Below are 15964 nucleotides of genomic sequence, written 5' to 3' on the forward strand. Positions count from 1 at the left end.
GTCAGCGCCCCGCCGCGGCCATGCGAGGCGGCGCGGCAGCAAGGCGGCGCTCCTCCTCGAACCGGCGGTCGCGTTCGCGCTCGGCGAAAACCGGCAGCACCTCGCGGGTGAACAGGTCGAGCGTCTTGCGCTGGAGTTCGACCGGCAGGTTGAAGGACAGGCCGAGCGAGAACTGGTCGACGCCGGCCGCCTCGTAGTCCAGCAGCTTTTCGATCACCTCGTCCGGCGTGCCGAACATCAGGTTCTTCAGGACGTTCTCCGGCTTGTAGTTGTCGCGGCCGGCGACGCTTTCATAGGACACCGCGGTCGGGAAGCCGTTGGTCACCGTGCCGATGTTCTGGAACAGGTTCTCGAAGCTGCGGCCGTAGTCGATGCTGTGCCGCACCGCCAGTTCGGCCTCCTCCGGCCGCTCGTAGCAGCAGGTGCGGCGCTGCATCATGAAGCGCGGGCGCGGCACCTCCGGATGGTCGGCTACCGCCTTGCGGAACTTCTCGCCCAGCACGGCGATCTCGGCGGCCGGGGCGGCCAGCGGCGTCGACAGGATGCTGGCGCCGATGCCGACGGCCCAGTCGAAGGTGCCGGGGTCGCGGGCCGCCACCCAGATGCGCGGGTGCGGCGCCTGCAACGGCTTGGGCACCGAGGTCGCCAGCGGGAACTTCCAGTAATGGCCATCATGGGCGTAGTCGCCGGCCCACAGCTTCTGCACCGCCGGCACCAGCTCCTTCATGTAGGCGACGCCCTCCTGCTGGGGCATGCCGCCGGCCATGCGGTCGAACTCGTACTGGTAGGCGCCGCGGGCGATGCCGAACTCCAGCCGGCCGCCGGTCAGATGGTCGCACAGCGCCGCTTCGCCGGCCAGCCGGATCGGGCTCCAGTAGGGGGCGACGATGGTGGCGGTGCCGAGCCGGATGCGCTCGGTGTGCTGGCCGAGCCAGGTCAGGATGGTGAAGGGGTTGGGGGAGATCGTGCACTCGATGGTGTGGTGCTCGGCGGTCCACAGGGTCTCGAAACCGCCCTGGTCGGCCATCTTCACCAGCTCCAGCATGGTGCCGGTCACGTCGCTCATCGGCGTGCTGGGTGAGAAGCGCTCCATGGAAAGCGCGACGGCGAACTTCATGTCCTTGTCCTTTTCTCGGGGGAGGAGAAGCCCGGTCGGGGCGGATCAGCGCAGCCGGATGACGAAGGGGTCCTGCATGGCGCCGGAATAGTCGATGACGACGTTCTTCGACCGCGAGAACTCGCGCATCACGTCGAAGCCGCCGCGCCGGCCGTAGCCGCTCTGCTTGAAGCCGCCGTTCGACGACATGTAGGCGGCGGCGCGGTAGGTGTTGATCCAGACGGTTCCGGCATCGATCCGGGTGGCGAAGCGCATGGCGCGGTCGATGTCGCTGGTCCAGATGCCGGACGCCAGGCCATAGCGGGTGTCGTTCGCCATGGCGATCATCTCGTCCTCCGAGGCGAAGGGCACCACCCCGACGACCGGGCCGAAATCTCGTCCTGCATGAAGCCCATGTCGTTGCGCGCGTCGGCCAGCACCGTCGGCTCGAAATACCAGCCCTTCTCCAGCCCCGCCGCCTGGGGACGCCGTCCGCCGGCGGCCAGCCGGGCGCCGTCGCGCTGGCCCGAGGCGACATAGTCCTCGACCTTGGCGAGCTGCGCCGACAGGGCGAGCGGGCCGATGTCGGTGCTCTCCTCCATCGGGTGGTTGACGGTGATGCGCCCGGTGCGGGCGACCAGCGCCTCGACGAAGCGGTCGTAGATGGCGGCCTCGACGAAGCAGCGCGACCCGGCGACGCAGGTCTGCCCGGCGGCGGCGAAGACCCCGGCGACCACGCCGTTCACCGCCCGCTCGATGTCGACGTCGCCGAACACCACATGGGGCGACTTGCCGCCCAGCTCCATCTGGCAGGGCACGAGGTTGGCGGCGGCGGTGGCGGCGATGCGGCTGCCGGTCTGGGTGCTGCCGGTGAAGACGATTTTGGCGATGCCGGGGTGGCGGGTCAGCGCCTCTCCGGCGGTGGCGCCGCCGCCGGTCACCACATTGACGACGCCGTCCGGGAAACCGGCCTCGGTGACCAGCTCGGCGAGCGCCAGGGTGGAGGCGGTGGCGTGTTCCGACGGCTTGATCACCACCGTGTTGCCGATGGCGAGGCAGGGCGCCAGCGTGCCGGTCAGCAGCATCAGCGGCGAGTTCCACGGCGTGATCATGCCGACGACGCCCAGCGGTTCGCGCAGGTTGAAGTTCAGCATGTCCAGCTTGTTCACCGGGATGGTGTCGCCTTGCAGCTTGTCGGCCATCCCGGCGAAATAGACGTAGCTGTCGGGGATGGCGCGCATCTGGGCGCGCATTTCCTTGATCAGCTTGCCGTTGTCGCGGGTCTCCATCAGCGCCAGTTCCTCGGCGTTGGCGAGGATCAGCTCGGCCAGGCGGCGCACCAGCTTGCCGCGGTCGCTCTGGGTCATCCGCCGCCACGCCGGATCGACGAAGGCGGCCCGCGCCGCGGCGACGGCGGCATCGACGTCCTCGGCACCGGCGTCGGCCAGCTCGTACCAGGGCTCGGCGGTGGTGGGGTCGTAGCTCGGGATGTAGCGGCCGCTTTTCGGTTCGACGAACCGTCCGCCGATATAGAGGGCGCGGCGGGTGCCTTCGAGGGACCTGCAGGTGGTGAGCATCGCGGTCTCGTCTTTTGTGGAGGGGCGGCGGGGGAGATCAGCCGTGTTCGGCGAAGGTGCCGGGCCAGGGAGAGGGGCGGCCGTCGACCATCGCCAGCCGCCCGCCGTCGCTCGAGTCGATGTAGATGCCGAAGCGGTCGGCCTGCCGTTCCCGGACATAGCGGCGCAGCATCGCCCGGGTCTCGCGCGTCGCCATCGCCTCGAAGGGCAGGGCGTCGAGCGCGAAGACACGGAGCCCCGGCGGCAGGGTCATGGTGGCCGCATCGGCGGCGAGGCGGGTGCGATAGACCAGACAGCCGAAATCCTGCCCGGCGACGTCGAAGACCGAATAGAGGAAGCTGTCGTCCGGCCGCAGCGGCAGCGTGCTGCCGTCCGCCAAGGGCAGAGCCCGTTCGGCCTTGCGGCTGCGGCCGCCCGGCAGGCGCCAGCCGCCCGCTCCGTCGGACTGCAGCAGGATGCCGTCGTCCGCTTCGACGAGGTAGCCGACCTGCATGCCGTGCGGCGCCTCGGCTCCGGCGTCCTGCGCTTCGCGCACCGTCGCGTACCGGCCCCGGCAGAAGCCGAGCGGAGCTGTTCCACCTGCCGTCGCGCTGGAGCCGAAGGCCTGGACGCGGCCGATGAGAACCAGATGGTCGCCGGCCATCACGCGGTCGTGCACCGTGCAATCGAACCAGGTGAGGCAATCGGTCAGGACCGGCGCGCCGGTGTGTTTCGGGCCGAAGCCGGTCGACTGGAATTTCTCGGGTGAACGGGAGGCGAAAAGGCTGGAGACATCGGCCTGTCCCGCGTGCAGCAGGTTAACGGCGAAGGACGGTGTGCTGCAAAAGATCGGAAAGCTGAAGGATCGGTTTCCGATGCAGACAAGGACCAGCGGCGGATCGAGCGAAACGGATGTGAAGGAATTCGCCGTTATCCCGCGGGGATTTCCGTCTTCGTCGAGCACGGTGACGACCGTAACCCCGGTCGGGAACATGCCGAAGGCGTTTCGAAGGTCTCTTTGATTGATGGGCGATGGTTCATTCGAAGAGAATGTCACGTCAGCCTCCCTTCTATTACGAAGACGAGGCTACCCTGGGCGGACACCGCCATCTTCCTCCTCTACAGAGGAATGTGCGACATTTTGTCCCATCAATTCCAAGGAACAGGTCCTGCCGCGGCAGCGCCGTCGCTGGCGGACAGGGGCTGCGGGCAGAGGGAAATGCAGCTGGGGCGAGGCAGATGTCCTGCCCCGCCCCAGTTCAGGCCAACGTCTGACTTCAATCCACGCGCCGCCGCGTGCCCGGCCCGATCAGTTGGACGCGGCGCAGAGCTTCTCGCGGGAGGTCTGCTTCGCAGCCTCGGCGGAGAAGCCGTAGGGCTCGATGATCTTGGCGAACTCGCCGGACGCCTTCATCTCGGCCAGCACCTTGTCGAAGGCGTCGCGGAGTGCGGTGTCCTGCTTGCGGAAGGCGGCGCCGTCGCAATAGACCGGGGCGCCCTTGACCGGGGCGACCACCTCGATGTTCGGGTCGTTGGCCTTGCCGACCAGATCGTGGATCGACAGGACCGGCAGCGAATAGACGTCGATGCGGCCGTCCTGCAGCATCTTCATGCCGCTCTGCGGGTCCGGCACCACGATCACGCGGTCGCGCGGCACGCCGGCCTGCAACGCCAGCTTCTCCTCGGTGCCGCCGCCGGGAGCGCCGATTTTGGCGTTCGGGTTCTTGGCGATGTCCTCGTAGGAGGTCAGCTTCAGAGGGTTGCCCTTCTTCAAGGCGAAGGATTCGGCGTCGCAGAGGATCGGCTCGGAATAGGCGACGGCCTTGCAGCGCTCCGGCTTCATGAACAGGCCGGCGGTGACGGCGTCGAAGCGGCGGGCCTGGAGGCCTGGAATCATCGCGCCATATTCGGAGATCGAGGCGACGACGTCGTTGACCCCCAGTTTCTTCATCACCGCGCGGGCGACGTCGGGGGCGGCGCCCGACACGGTGCCGTCCGGCTTGACGGCGGTGTAGGGCGGTTCGTTGGCGATGCCGATGCGGGCGAAGCCCTGTTCGCGCAGAGTCTCCAGCGTGTCGGCGGCAAAGGCCGGCGCGGCGAGCGTCAGAAGTGTCGCGGCGGCGATGCCGAAGCTTTTGGCGATCTTGAGATGTTTCATGTCGGCCGTCCCTTTTTCCGTAATTCGGTGATTGCCCGGCCGGCGCTTCCGTCGGCGCGCCGGCCCCTGTCCGGTCGGTGTCGATACCGTTCTTCACACGCCCGCCTTCTGCCGAGGCGGGTTTCAACAGGCGGCGGTCAGCTCTCGACCGTTCCGACCACCGCGATGCAGTCGCCGGCCTTGACCAGGCCGGGGAAATGCCGGGCCGCCAGGATGCCGTCCAGCGCCGCCCGGTATTCGGCCGGCGCCAGCCCCGTGCGGCCGATGGGGTGGATGCGGGCGAGCAGGTCGCCCGCCCGCACCGGCTGGCCCAGATCGACGCAGGCCTCGATCAGGCCGCTGTCCTCGGCGAAGCGGAAACAGTCGCCCGACGGCATGTCGAGCCAGCGGCTGGCTTCCGCCTGCCCTTCCGCCGCTTGGCCGTCCGTCAGGATCCCGGCGTGGCGCAGGACGTTGCGGACGCCGCGCTTGGCGATGGCGATGGTCTCCGCCCGGCCGGTGCCGCCGCCGCCGAGTTCGGTGGTGACGAAGGTCTTGCCCAGCTCCTCCGCCGCCGTGTCGTACATGCCGACCGCGTCGATCTCCAGCATGCGCATCGAAAAGGGCGCGGCGAAGGCGGCCACGGCAGCGAAGCAGCGCGCCTCCTGGTCCTTGTCGGGCAGGATGTGGGCGGCAGCGAAGGGAACGAAGTCCAGCGTCCGGCCGCCGGAATGGATGTCCATCACCAGATCGGCCAGCGGCAGGAGGTCGCGGGTGAAGTAATCGGCGATCTTCTGCGTCACCGTGCCGTCGGGCCGGCCGGGAAAGCTGCGGTTCAGGTTGCCCTTGTCGATGGGCGAGCTTCGGGTTCCCGCCTGGAAGGCCGGGTAGTTCATCGCCGGAACGATGATGACGCGGCCGGCGACCCGGTCGGCGGTGAGGGTCTGGGCGAGGTCGAACAGGGCGACGGCGCCCTCATACTCGTCGCCATGGTTGGCGCCGGTCAGCAGGGCGGTCGGCCCGCTGCCGTTGCGCACCACGGTGAGCGGGATCATCACGGACCCCCAGGCCGAATCGTCGCGGCTGTAGGGCAGGCGCAGGAAGCCGTGCTGCACGCCGTCGCGGTCGAAATCGACCGTCGGGGTTATGGGGGAGGGGGCAAGTGCAACGGGCGCCATGGTCAGGACTTCACGAACAGCTTGCGCGGCACATCGGCCAGGCATTCGACGCCGGTGTCGGTGATGGCGATGCTCTCGGTGATCTCCAGCCCCATATCCTCCAGCCAAAGGCCGGTCATGAAGTGGAAGGTCATTCCGGGCTGGAGTTCGGTGCGGTCGCCGGGGCGCAGGCTCATGGTGCGCTCGCCCCAGTCCGGCGGATAGCTGAGGCCGATGGGGTAGCCGGTGCGGTTGTCCTTGGTGATGCCGTAGCGCTTCAGCACAGCGAAGAAGGCGTTGGCGATGTCCTCGCAGCTGTTGCCCGGCTTGGCGGTGGCAAGCCCGGCCTCCATTCCCTCCAGCGTCGCCTTCTCGGCATCGAGGAAGGCTTGGGTCGGCGTGCCGAGGAAGACGGTGCGCGACAGCGGGCAGTGATAGCGTTTGTAGCAGCCGGCGATCTCGAAGAAGGTGCCTTCGCCGAGCTTCATCGGCTTGTCGTCCCAGGTCAGGTGCGGGGCCGAGGCGTCGGCGCCCGACGGCAGAAGCGGGACGATGGCCGGATAGTCGCCGCCGAAGCCGTCCGCCCCGCCGATGCCGCGAATGCCGGCGTCGTATATCTCGGCCACGAGGTCGCATTTGCGCATCCCCGGCTCGACGCGCTCGACGATGCGGGCGTGCATCGCCTCGACGATGCGGGCGGCCTTGCGCATGTAGTCGAGTTCCTGCGGGCTCTTCACCGCGCGCTGCCAGTTGACCAGCGCCGTCGCGTTCTTGAAGCGGGCGTTGGGCAGATGGGTGGTCAGCGACTGGTAGGCGGCGGCGGTGAACCAGTAATTGTCCATCTCGACGCCGATGCCGAGATTGCCCCAGCCGCGATCCGCCAGGATCGTCGACAGCAGGTCCATCGGATGGCGTTCGGTCGACTGCACGTAATGGTCGGGATAGCCGATGATGCTGTCATGGGCCAGATAGGCGGTGCGCTTGGCGCCGTTGGCGTCCTGGCCGCGGCCGTACCAGATCGGCTTGCCGTGCGGCGGCACGATCACGCATTGGTGGACGTAGAAGGACCAGCCGTCATAGCCGGTCAGCCAGGCCATGTTCGACGGATCGGTGACGATCAGCAGCTCGATGCCGGCCTTGTCCATGGCGGCACGGGTCTTGTCGAGCCGGGCGGCATATTCGGCCCGGCTGAAGTTCAGCGTCGGTTCCAGCATGTCGGGAGTCTCTCTCGTAAGAGGAGGGGCATGGGAAAAGAAGGATCAGGCGTCGAAGACGGTGCCGGCACCGGCCGCCAGGGCCCGGCCGCGCGCCAGCGTGGCGATGGCGGTGTCCTGCACCCCGGTTCCGGTGAGGTCGCAGACGGTGATGGCATCGGTGGACAGGCGGCCGGCGGCCTGCCCGGCGATGACGGCGCCCAGTTCCGGGAAGTCGCGGTCGGCGGCGACCGTGCCGGCGGCAATCGCGTGGTGCAGTTCGCCAAGCCGGCGGGTCTGCGTCAGGCGGTCGGCGACATAGAGGCCGGCACGGGACAGGATGGCGGGATCGAGTTCGTTCTTGTGCTCGGCGTCCGACCCCATGGCGGTGACTTGCTGACCGGGTTCGAGCCAGTCCGCCATCAGGATCGGCCGGTCGGCCGGGGTGGTGGTGACGACGATGTCGGCACCGGCGACCGCCGCCCTGCTCTCCGCCGCGGCATGCACGGGGAAGCCCAGCCGCTCCGACAGGCGGGCGGCGGCGGCGGTGGCGCGCTCGGGCTGGCGTGCCCAGAGGCGGGCCTCGCGGATCGGGCGGACCAGGGTCAGCGCCTCCAGCTGCAACGCCGCCTGCACCCCGGCGCCGAAGATGGCGGCGACGGCGCTGTCGGGACGCGACAGATGCTTGGCGGCGACCGCCCCCGCCGCCGCGGTCCGCACGTCGGTCAGATAGCCGTTGTCGAGAAGCAGGGCTTCGACCAGACCGGTCCGGCTGCTCAGCAGCACCATCAGCCCGTTGACGCTGGGCAGGCCGAGCGCCGGGTTGCCGAAAAAGCCCGGACTGATCTTGATGGCGAAACCGTCGAGGCCGGGTACATAGGCGGTTTTGACGTCGACTTCCCCACGATATTCGGGATGTCGAGCCGCAGGATCGGCGGCATCGCCACCGGGCGGGTGGCCAGCGCCAGGAAGGCGTCCTCGACGCAGGCGACGGCATCGCGGTCGAGCGGAACGATCCGCCGCAGCTCCGCCTCGGTCAGGATGGTCATGCGGGGCATGGCAGGCCTCCGGTGATGATGCGGCGGTGCAGGTCCATGGCGATGTTGCGGCCGGACAGCAGCGCGATTGTGGGCCCGCGCGGCGTCGCCTTGCCGGCGAGCAGAGCGGCGATGCCGACGGCACCGGCCCCCTCGACGATCTCCTGCTCGGCGGAATAGGCGTGTTCGATGCCGGTGGCGATCTCCGCCTCGGTCAGCAGGACCACGTCGTCGAGCAGGCTGGCGGCGAGCCGGTGGGTGTGGCGGTTGTCGAGCCCGATGCCGCCGCCGAGCAAGTCCGCCAGCGTTTCCAACTCCTCGACCTGGACCGGGCGTCCGGCCTTCAGGCTGGCATGCATCGCGGCGCCGCGTTCCATCGACACGCCGATCACCCGCAGGCCTGGCCGCAGGGCCTTGGCCGCCAGCGCCACGCCGCCGATCAGGCCGCCGCCCGACAGCGGCACCAGCAGCAGCTCGGCGTCGGGCACCGCCTCGATGATCTCCAGCCCCAGCGTGCCCTGTCCGGCGATCACGTCGGCATGGTCGAAGGGCGGGACGGTGGCGAAGCCCTCCTCGCGGACCAGCCGGTCGACCTCGACCTGCGCGTCGTCCTGGGAACGGCCGACGATGCGGATCTCCGCCCCCAGCGCGCGGATCCCCTCGATTTTGTTGGCTGGGACCAGCGCCGACATGCAGACGACGCAGCGGACGCCGGCCTGTGCGGCGGCATGGGCGAGCGCCCGGCCATGATTGCCGGTGGAAGCCGCCGCGACCCCCGTCGCCAGTGCCTCGCGCGGCAGGGCCGACAGCGCGTTGGTGGCGCCGCGCAGCTTGAAGCTGCCGGTGGTCTGGCGGGTTTCCAGCTTCAGGAAGACCGGAGCGCCGCAGCGGGCGGTCAGGCTGGGCGAGGCGACGGTCGGCGTCGCCACGATCCGCCCGGCCAGCCGCGCGCGGGCGCGGAAGACGTCCTCCAGGCCGATGCGGCGCTCTGTCATGACCAGGCCTTCCCCGGCAGCGGCAGGGTCATCAGCCGCCCACCTTCAGGCCGGGGCCGGTCGTCGCCGCACAGCCGCAGCGCGGCCCAGGCGGTGGCCTGGTTGCTGGTGACGACGGGGCGGCCGATGGCGGCCTCGATCTCGGCGGCGACGCCGGCCGAGCGCAGGGCGGTGCAGGAGATGAACAGCGCCTCGGCGTCGGGCGGCATCGCTTCGACGGCGGCGCGGACCAGACTGGCCGGCGCGATGCGCGCCATCTCGCGGTCGTCGTCCAGCCCGAAGCAGGTGAAGCGCGCGATGTCGAAGCCATGCACGCCGAAATAGGCGGCCATCGGCCGGCTGGTCTGTTCGGTGTAGGGGGTCAGCACGGCGATGCGCTGAACGCCGAACGCCGTCAGGCCGTGGCGGGCGGCGGCGGGCGGGGTGATGACGGGAACGCCCGGCTTGGCCGAGGCGATGGCCTGCTCGATGGCGTCGTCGCCCATCACGACGCTGGCCGAGGTGCAGGAATAGCAGATGGCGTCGAGCGGCTCGTCGGGCAGGATCAGCGCCGCCCCTTCGGCGAGGCGCGGCTGCATGCGGCGCAGATTCTCCGGCGTCGTCGGGTTGGCGTAGGCGATGCGCGCGGTGTAGATGCCGATGCGGTCGCCGGCGACCATGCGGCGGAAGTCCGGTTCGGTCGTGTGGTCGGTCGCCAGCACGACGAGGCCGACGCGCTTTTCGACCGGGCGGTCGTCGAAGGCCAGCGCGGTGGGCGAGCGCAGGATGGGGAGGGAGGACATGGCTCGAAAACTCCGGGATCGGCGTGTCAGCGCGTCGGCAATCTGCGCGTCAGCAATCAGCGGGGTGGCCGGAACCGGCGTTCCAGCAGGTGCAGGGCGGGCACGGCGATCAGGCTGATGCACAGGAACAGGACGCCGACCATCGTCATCGGCTCCAGGTAGCGGTAATTGCTGTTGGCGACGCCGCGGGCCTCGCTCATCAGCTCGATCACCGTGATGGCGGAGAGCAGCGGGGTTTCCTTGAACATCGCGACGAAATAATTCGCCAGCGCCGGGATCATCGGCGGGATCGCCTGCGGCAGGATGATGTGGCGCCAAGTCTGGTAGGGCGTGAGGTTGCAGGCCTTCGCCGCCTCCCACTGGCCGCGCGGCGTGTTGTCGATGCCGGCGCGGAAGACCTCCGACGTGTAGGTGGCGTAATGGAGGCCCAGGCCCACCACCCCGGCGGTCAGCGGCGACAGCAGCAGGCCCAGTTCCGGCAGCACGTAGAACAGGAAATACAGTTGCACCAGCAGCGGCGTGCCGCGGATGAACTCCACCACGAAGCCGGTGATGCGCGCCACCGGCCGGCTCTTCGAGCGGCGCAGCAGGGCGAAGCCCAGACCGGCGGCGGCGGCCAGGATGGAGCCGAGCAGCGTGGCCAGCAGCGTGATGCGCAGGCCGTCCAGCAGCATCGGCATGATCTCGCGGACGAACTCCCAATCCCATTCCATGGCCGGTTTCCTTAAGTGCGCAGCCCGTCGAGGCCGCGGGTCATGCGGCGCTCCAGGGCTTTCATGCCGGCCGAGATCAGGCTGGCATAGGCGAAGTAGATGACCAGCACGGTCAGGAAGGGCAGCGCGGTGCTGCCGGTCTGCGAGCGGACGACCTGCGCCTGGAAGGTGAGGTCGCTGAGCGAGATCAGCGAGACGACCGAGGTCGCCTTCAGCAGTTCGATGGCGTTGTTGCAGAAGGTCGGCACCATCACCACCGCCGCCTGCGGCAGCAACACGTGACGCAGGCTTTGCCAGCGCGTCAGGTTCAGGGCGACGCAGGCCTCGTGCTGTTCGCGGCCGATGGACTGCACCGCCGCCCGCACCACCTCCGCGCCATAGGCGCCGACATTCAGCCCAAGCGCCAGCACCCCGGCCTGCAACGGCGTCAGCGTCACCCCGATCAGCGGCAGGACGAAATAGGCCCAGAACAGCTGGACGAAGATCGACGTGCCGCGAAAGAACTCGATATAGGCGACCGACACGGCGCGCACCGCGGAGTAGCGCGACAGCCGGCCCAGCCCGGCGAGGAAGGCGGCCGGCAGGGCCAGCGCGCAGCCGAGCACGGTCAGCTTCGCCGTCACCAGCGCGCCGTCCAGCATCAAGCCCAGATAGCCGGCCCAATCAGCCATGAAGCCGAGACCTCCTGCGTTCGGGGAAAAAGCGGAAAACGGACGCAGTCGGATGCGCCGAGCCGTCGGATGCGTAGACCGTCAGATCCGCTGTCCGGCAGCGATGATCTTTTTCAAAAAGGCCTGGGTCCGCTCATGGGTTGGATTTGTGAAGAGGACGTCCGGCGGCCCCTCCTCCACGATGCGGCCTCGGTCGAAGAACAGCACGCGGTCGGCGAAATCGTGGGCGAAGCTCATCTCGTGGGTCACCAGCAACATGGTCATGTCGGTGGTGGACCCCAGCATCCGCATCACGCTCAGCACCTCTTCCACCAGTTCAGGGTCGAGGGCCGAGGTCACTTCGTCGAACAGCATGATCCTGGGCTGCAATGCCAGGGCGCGGGCGATGGCCACCCGCTGCTTCTGGCCGCCGGACAGCTGGGCCGGCATGGCGCGGGCCTTGTCGGCGAGGCCGACGAGGTCCAGCAGTTCCATCGCCCGGCGTTCGGCATCCGCCTTCCTCACGCCCTTGGTCAGCATCGGCGCCAGCGTGACGTTGTCCAGCACGCATTTGTGCGGGAACAGGTTGAACAGCTGGAACACCATGCCGATCTTGGTGCGCATCCGGTGCAGATGCGCCTCGTCGGCGGGGACCAGGCTGCCGTTGCGCTCCATCTGGAACAGGGGCTTGCCGTCGATGCGGATGGTGCCGCTTTCGATGGTCTCCAGCGTCATCAGCGTCCGCAGGATCGTCGTCTTGCCGGAGCCGGACGGCCCGATCAGCGCCAGCTTCTCACCCGGCCGGACTGAAAAACACAAATCCTGCAGCACGGTGTGCGAGCCGTAGCGCTTCGTGACCCGGTCGATGTCGATGATTGTGTCGGTCACACCGGTCTTCCCTTGCAATGGTTGGCGACCGTGGATGTGCGCAAACGATGCGGGACCGCAAAAATCATGTCAATCCGGAAAATCAAATCATGACAATTCCGGAGGGGGTAGGCTCGGGACGGTCATATGGCGAGCAGCACCGGCTCCGGGTCGCTGTTCAGCAGATTGACGATCACGCGCAGGCCAGCATGCAACTCCGCCTCGGTGGTGGAGCCGATGGAGACACGCAGCGCGTCGGGGCGCGTGCCGGGACCTATGGCAAAGGCCGATCCCGGCGCCAGCGCCACCCCCTGATGGCGGGCATGCGACACGAAGGTCGCCTCCGGCCGCCCTTCCCCCAGCGGCAACCACAGATGCAGCCCTTCGGCATGGCTGCGGTGGGGGATGCCCTTCAGGATCTCCGCCGCCAGCGCGTGGCGGCGGTGCAAGGCCTTGCGCTGCCACTCCACCATCTCCATCGCGAATCCGCTCTCGACCCAGCGGGTGGCGATCTCGGCGACGATGGGCGTCGCGATCCAGTTGGTCACCAGATGGCGGTTGGTGACGGCGGCGAGCAGCCGGTCCGGAACCACCAGATAGCCGGTGCGCAGGCCCGGCATCACCGTCTTGGTGAAGCTGGTGACGTAGAGGGTCCGTTCAGGCGCCAGGGCCGCCAGCGGCGGACGCCGCTCGCTCAGCAGGGGCCCGAGCGGGTCGTTCTCCACGATGGAGAGATTGTGCCGCTGGGCCAGCCGCGCGATCTCCCTCCGCCGGTCCTCGCCCATGTGGGTCGCGGTGGCGTTGATCGGGTTCGGCATGACGAACAGGGCCTTGGCCGTGCCGTCGCGGCAGGCGGCGTCGAGGGCGTCGGGCCGGATCCCTTCCTCGTCGATGGCGACGCCGCGCAGCTTGATGCCGAGATAGGAGGCCAGCGGCAGCAGGGTATGGTGCCCGACCTCCTCCGTCACCACGGTCGATCCGGGAGGGGCGGCGGCCATCAGGGCGATGGTCATGCCGGCGGTGGCGCCGTTGGTCAGGGTGACGTTGGCAGCCCCCGTCTCCACCCCGCAGTGGCGCAGCCAGGACACCGCCGTCGCCCGGTGGCGGGCGAACAGGGTGTTGGGGCGGAAGGACAGCACCACGGCCGGCGGCAGGCTGGCGGCAAGCTCCACCAGCGCGCCCCGCATCGCCTCCACATGCAAAGGCTCGCACACCGGCTTCAGGATCGACAGGTCGATCACCTCGTCGGTGCGTTGCGGGATGTAGGGCGGGTCGACCTCGGTCTGGACGGCACGGATGAAGGTGCCGCGCCCGGTCTCCCCGCTGATCAGACCGCGTCGGATCAGCTCCTCGTAGGCGCGGCTGACGGTCTGGACGGAAATGCCCAATTCGTCGGCAAGCTGCCGGTGGGTGGGCAGCTGGTCGCCGACCGCCAGTTGGCCTTGCGTGATCGCCCGCTGCACCTGATCGGCCAGCGAGAGATAGACAGGCCTGCTCAAAGCCGATGCATCGGGGTGCCACTTTGTCATGCAACATTTCTGCTGGAAATCACCACATTTGACAATGGCGGAAAGCGCGGACATCGTCGGGTCGTCATTTTCCAGAGGCACGCTGTTCCATGCCCGACCTGAAGCTCGATTCCATCGATCTGCGCATCCTTTCGGAAATCCAGCGGGACGGCCGCATCACCAAGCTGGCTTTGGCCGACAGGGTGGGGCTGTCGCCGACGCCGTGCTGGGTGCGGCTGCGCCGGCTGGAGGAGGGCGGCATCGTCACCGGCTATCACGCGCGGCTGGCGCTGCGGCAGGTGACGCCCTTCGCGATGGCGCTGGTCGAGGTGACGCTGGGAAGCCACCGGCAGGCCGATTTCGACCGCTTCGAGCGGGCGGTCAGGACCGAGCCCGGCATCGTCTCCTGCTGGTCGGTCGGCGGCGGGGTCGATTATGTCCTGCGGGTGGTGGCGCGCGACGTCGATGCCTATCAGCGGCTCATCGACCGGCTGCTGGACGGCGACGCCGGGATCGACCGCTATTTCACCTACATCGTCACGCGGACGGTGAAGGACGATGCGGCGATGCCGCTGGAGGCGCTGATGGAGGAGCCGGGCGGGTCCGTCGCAAGCTGATAGAGACTTTCTCTTCCTGCCCGCCTCGGGAAAGAGACACTCTCCGCCCCAAGGGGCAGGTTCGGACACTTTCTCCATCGCGGCACCCCTAAACTCCGGACATCGGCGTTTCGACGCCCAATTCTTTCCGGAGGTGCCCATGACCGCGCAGCTGTCCCGTCCGGACCGTCACGACGCCGTCAGCCGCCTGAGCGACCGCCGGCTGCTGCGCGAACTCGCCTATATCGGCGGACGCTGGACCGCGGCACCGGACGGCGCCACCTTCGCGGTGACCGACCCGGCCAGCGGACGGACTCTCGCCCAGGTCGCGGCGCTGGACGCCGCCCAGGCGACCGCCGCCGTCACCGCCGCCGCCGCCGCCTTTCCGGCCTGGAGCGCCCGGTTGCCGCAGGACCGCGCCGCCCGGCTGCGCGACTGGTTCGACCGCATCACCGCGGCTAGGGAAGACCTCGCTCTGCTGATGACCTTGGAGCAGGGCAAGCCGCTCGCCGAATCGCGGGGGGAGATCGACTACGCCGCCTCCTTCGTCGAATGGTACGCGGAAGAAGCCAAGCGGGTCGGCGTCGAGAGCATCGCCAGCCACCTGCCCGGTGCCGAAATGCTGCTGCGGCGGGAGGCGCTGGGCGTGGTCGGCATGGCGACGCCCTGGAACTTCCCGTCGGCCATGCTGACGCGTAAGGCGGCGGCGGCACTGGCCGCCGGCTGCACCGTGGTGGCGCATGCGTCGTCCGAAACGCCGCTGTCGGCGCTGGCGCTGGCGGAACTGGCGGAGCGGGCAGGCATCCCCGCCGGCGTGTTCAACGTCCTGACCGGCGATCCGGAACCGTTGGTCGGCGCGCTGTGCGACGATGCCCGCGTCCGTGCCATGAGCTTCACCGGCTCCACCGAAATCGGCAGCCGCATCGCCGCGCGCTGCGCGCCCACCATGAAGCGGCTGGCGATGGAACTGGGCGGCCATGCGCCCCTGCTGGTCTTCGCCGACGCCGATCTGCAACGGGCGGTGGACATCGCCGTCGACGCGAAGTTCGCCACCTCCGGCCAGGACTGCCTCGCCGCCAACCGCATCTATGTGCAGCGTCCGCTCTATGACAGCTTCTGCGCCGCCTTCACCGCCCGCAGTGCCGCGCTGCGCGTCGGGCCGGGGCTGGAGCCGGACGTGCAGATCGGCCCGCTGATGAACGGGCGGGCCGTCGACAAATGTGCCCATCATGTCCGCGACGCGCTGGACCGCGGCGCCCGCTGCCTGACCGGCGGTGAGGTCCATCCCGCCGGCCCGCTGTTCTACAGCCCGACCGTGCTGGCCGACGTGGCGCCGGACTCGCTGATCCTGCGCGAGGAGACCTTCGGCCCGGTCGCCGCGATCCTGCCGTTCGACGACGAGGCGGAGGCGGTGGCCCGTGCCAACGACACCGACTACGGCCTCGTCGCCTATCTGGTGACCCGCGACGCCGGCCGGATCCTCCGCCTGTCGCGGGCGCTGCACTACGGCATGGTGGCGGTCAACCGGGTGAAGATCACCGGCGCGCCGGTTCCTTTCGGCGGGGTCAAGCAATCCGGTCTCGGCCGCGAAGGCTCACGCCATGGGATGGAGGCCTTCACCGAGCTGAAATACGTCTGCCTCGACGCCGCCTGAGCAGAAACTCCCGATCTGGAAAG

14 protein-coding genes and 1 pseudogene are annotated in these 15964 nt (G+C 68.9%); 2 read left to right on the top strand and 13 right to left on the bottom strand.

Going from position 1 to position 15964, the window contains the following annotated elements:
• Position 1 precedes the first annotated feature (1 nt).
• From ABNQ39_RS33905 to ABNQ39_RS33965, 13 genes and pseudogenes are all read right to left on the bottom strand, one after another.
• Positions 2–1117 (bottom strand): LLM class flavin-dependent oxidoreductase, encoded by a 1116-nt coding sequence (locus ABNQ39_RS33905; protein ID WP_376966792.1) that lies wholly within the window; start codon positions 1115–1117, stop codon positions 2–4.
• A gap of 45 nt (positions 1118–1162) precedes the next feature.
• Positions 1163–2673, bottom strand: a pseudogene (locus ABNQ39_RS33910) (aldehyde dehydrogenase).
• A 37-nt stretch (positions 2674–2710) separates the two neighbouring features.
• On the bottom strand, positions 2711–3646 hold the full coding sequence (locus ABNQ39_RS33915; protein ID WP_376966794.1) for a flavin reductase family protein: 936 nt from the start codon (positions 3644–3646) through the stop codon (positions 2711–2713).
• Between the two features lie 315 nt (positions 3647–3961).
• The gene (gene ehuB, locus ABNQ39_RS33920) at positions 3962–4810 is read right to left on the bottom strand and encodes an ectoine/hydroxyectoine ABC transporter substrate-binding protein EhuB (RefSeq protein WP_376966796.1); all 849 of its coding nucleotides are present in this window, start codon (positions 4808–4810) and stop codon (positions 3962–3964) included.
• A 137-nt stretch (positions 4811–4947) separates the two neighbouring features.
• Positions 4948–5967, bottom strand: a complete 1020-nt coding sequence (gene doeB / locus ABNQ39_RS33925; RefSeq protein ID WP_376966798.1) for a N(2)-acetyl-L-2,4-diaminobutanoate deacetylase DoeB — start codon at positions 5965–5967, stop codon at positions 4948–4950.
• 2 nt (positions 5968–5969) lie between these two features.
• Positions 5970–7160 carry an ectoine hydrolase DoeA gene (gene doeA, locus ABNQ39_RS33930; RefSeq protein ID WP_376966800.1) on the bottom strand — a complete coding sequence of 397 codons (1191 nt, stop codon included), beginning with the start codon at positions 7158–7160 and terminating at the stop codon, positions 5970–5972.
• A gap of 45 nt (positions 7161–7205) precedes the next feature.
• Positions 7206–8126, bottom strand: a complete 921-nt coding sequence (eutC, locus tag ABNQ39_RS33935) for an ectoine utilization protein EutC (protein ID WP_376967188.1) — start codon at positions 8124–8126, stop codon at positions 7206–7208.
• 58 nt (positions 8127–8184) lie between these two features.
• Complete coding sequence (gene eutB, locus ABNQ39_RS33940; protein ID WP_376966802.1) at positions 8185–9171, bottom strand: hydroxyectoine utilization dehydratase EutB; 987 nt, start codon at positions 9169–9171, stop codon at positions 8185–8187.
• Positions 9168–9953, bottom strand: coding sequence for an ectoine utilization protein EutA (eutA, locus tag ABNQ39_RS33945; protein ID WP_376966804.1), 786 nt, complete (start codon positions 9951–9953; stop codon positions 9168–9170). Before eutA ends, eutB begins: the two co-directional genes overlap by 4 nt.
• Before the next feature lie 56 nt (positions 9954–10009).
• Positions 10010–10666: an ectoine/hydroxyectoine ABC transporter permease subunit EhuD gene (gene ehuD, locus ABNQ39_RS33950; RefSeq protein ID WP_098734882.1), complete on the bottom strand. Its 657-nt coding sequence runs from the start codon at positions 10664–10666 to the stop codon at positions 10010–10012.
• An 11-nt stretch (positions 10667–10677) separates the two neighbouring features.
• On the bottom strand, positions 10678–11337 hold the full coding sequence (gene ehuC / locus ABNQ39_RS33955; protein ID WP_376966807.1) for an ectoine/hydroxyectoine ABC transporter permease subunit EhuC: 660 nt from the start codon (positions 11335–11337) through the stop codon (positions 10678–10680).
• A gap of 81 nt (positions 11338–11418) precedes the next feature.
• Positions 11419–12204, bottom strand: a complete 786-nt coding sequence (ehuA, locus tag ABNQ39_RS33960; RefSeq protein WP_376966809.1) for an ectoine/hydroxyectoine ABC transporter ATP-binding protein EhuA — start codon at positions 12202–12204, stop codon at positions 11419–11421.
• A 122-nt stretch (positions 12205–12326) separates the two neighbouring features.
• Positions 12327–13712, bottom strand: coding sequence for a PLP-dependent aminotransferase family protein (locus tag ABNQ39_RS33965; RefSeq protein WP_376966811.1), 1386 nt, complete (start codon positions 13710–13712; stop codon positions 12327–12329).
• 89 nt (positions 13713–13801) lie between these two features.
• Here ABNQ39_RS33965 and ABNQ39_RS33970 point away from each other — a divergent pair, with 89 nt between their 5' ends.
• Both ABNQ39_RS33970 and ABNQ39_RS33975 read left to right on the top strand, forming a co-directional pair.
• Positions 13802–14308: an Lrp/AsnC family transcriptional regulator gene (locus ABNQ39_RS33970; protein ID WP_376966813.1), complete on the top strand. Its 507-nt coding sequence runs from the start codon at positions 13802–13804 to the stop codon at positions 14306–14308.
• A gap of 139 nt (positions 14309–14447) precedes the next feature.
• Entirely contained in the window at positions 14448–15941 is a 1494-nt protein-coding gene (locus ABNQ39_RS33975; RefSeq protein WP_376966815.1) for an NAD-dependent succinate-semialdehyde dehydrogenase, read from the top strand.
• Positions 15942–15964: the final 23 nt, after the last annotated feature.

Origin of the sequence: Azospirillum sp. A26, from assembly GCF_042604635.1 — a bacterium.
Lineage (GTDB): Bacteria > Pseudomonadota > Alphaproteobacteria > Azospirillales > Azospirillaceae > Azospirillum > Azospirillum palustre.

Coding starts and splice junctions, on each gene's coding strand:
- doeA (WP_376966800.1), bottom strand. CDS start 7,160: ATGCTGGAACCGACGCTGAACTTCAGCCGGGCCGAATATGCCGCCCGG.
- ABNQ39_RS33965 (WP_376966811.1), bottom strand. CDS start 13,712: ATGACAAAGTGGCACCCCGATGCATCGGCTTTGAGCAGGCCTGTCTAT.
- ABNQ39_RS33915 (WP_376966794.1), bottom strand. CDS start 3,646: ATGTTCCCGACCGGGGTTACGGTCGTCACCGTGCTCGACGAAGACGGA.
- ABNQ39_RS33975 (WP_376966815.1), top strand. CDS start 14,448: ATGACCGCGCAGCTGTCCCGTCCGGACCGTCACGACGCCGTCAGCCGC.
- ehuD (WP_098734882.1), bottom strand. CDS start 10,666: ATGGAATGGGATTGGGAGTTCGTCCGCGAGATCATGCCGATGCTGCTG.
- ABNQ39_RS33970 (WP_376966813.1), top strand. CDS start 13,802: ATGCCCGACCTGAAGCTCGATTCCATCGATCTGCGCATCCTTTCGGAA.
- eutA (WP_376966804.1), bottom strand. CDS start 9,953: ATGTCCTCCCTCCCCATCCTGCGCTCGCCCACCGCGCTGGCCTTCGAC.
- doeB (WP_376966798.1), bottom strand. CDS start 5,967: ATGGCGCCCGTTGCACTTGCCCCCTCCCCCATAACCCCGACGGTCGAT.
- ABNQ39_RS33905 (WP_376966792.1), bottom strand. CDS start 1,117: ATGAAGTTCGCCGTCGCGCTTTCCATGGAGCGCTTCTCACCCAGCACG.
- ehuB (WP_376966796.1), bottom strand. CDS start 4,810: ATGAAACATCTCAAGATCGCCAAAAGCTTCGGCATCGCCGCCGCGACA.
- ehuC (WP_376966807.1), bottom strand. CDS start 11,337: ATGGCTGATTGGGCCGGCTATCTGGGCTTGATGCTGGACGGCGCGCTG.
- eutB (WP_376966802.1), bottom strand. CDS start 9,171: ATGACAGAGCGCCGCATCGGCCTGGAGGACGTCTTCCGCGCCCGCGCG.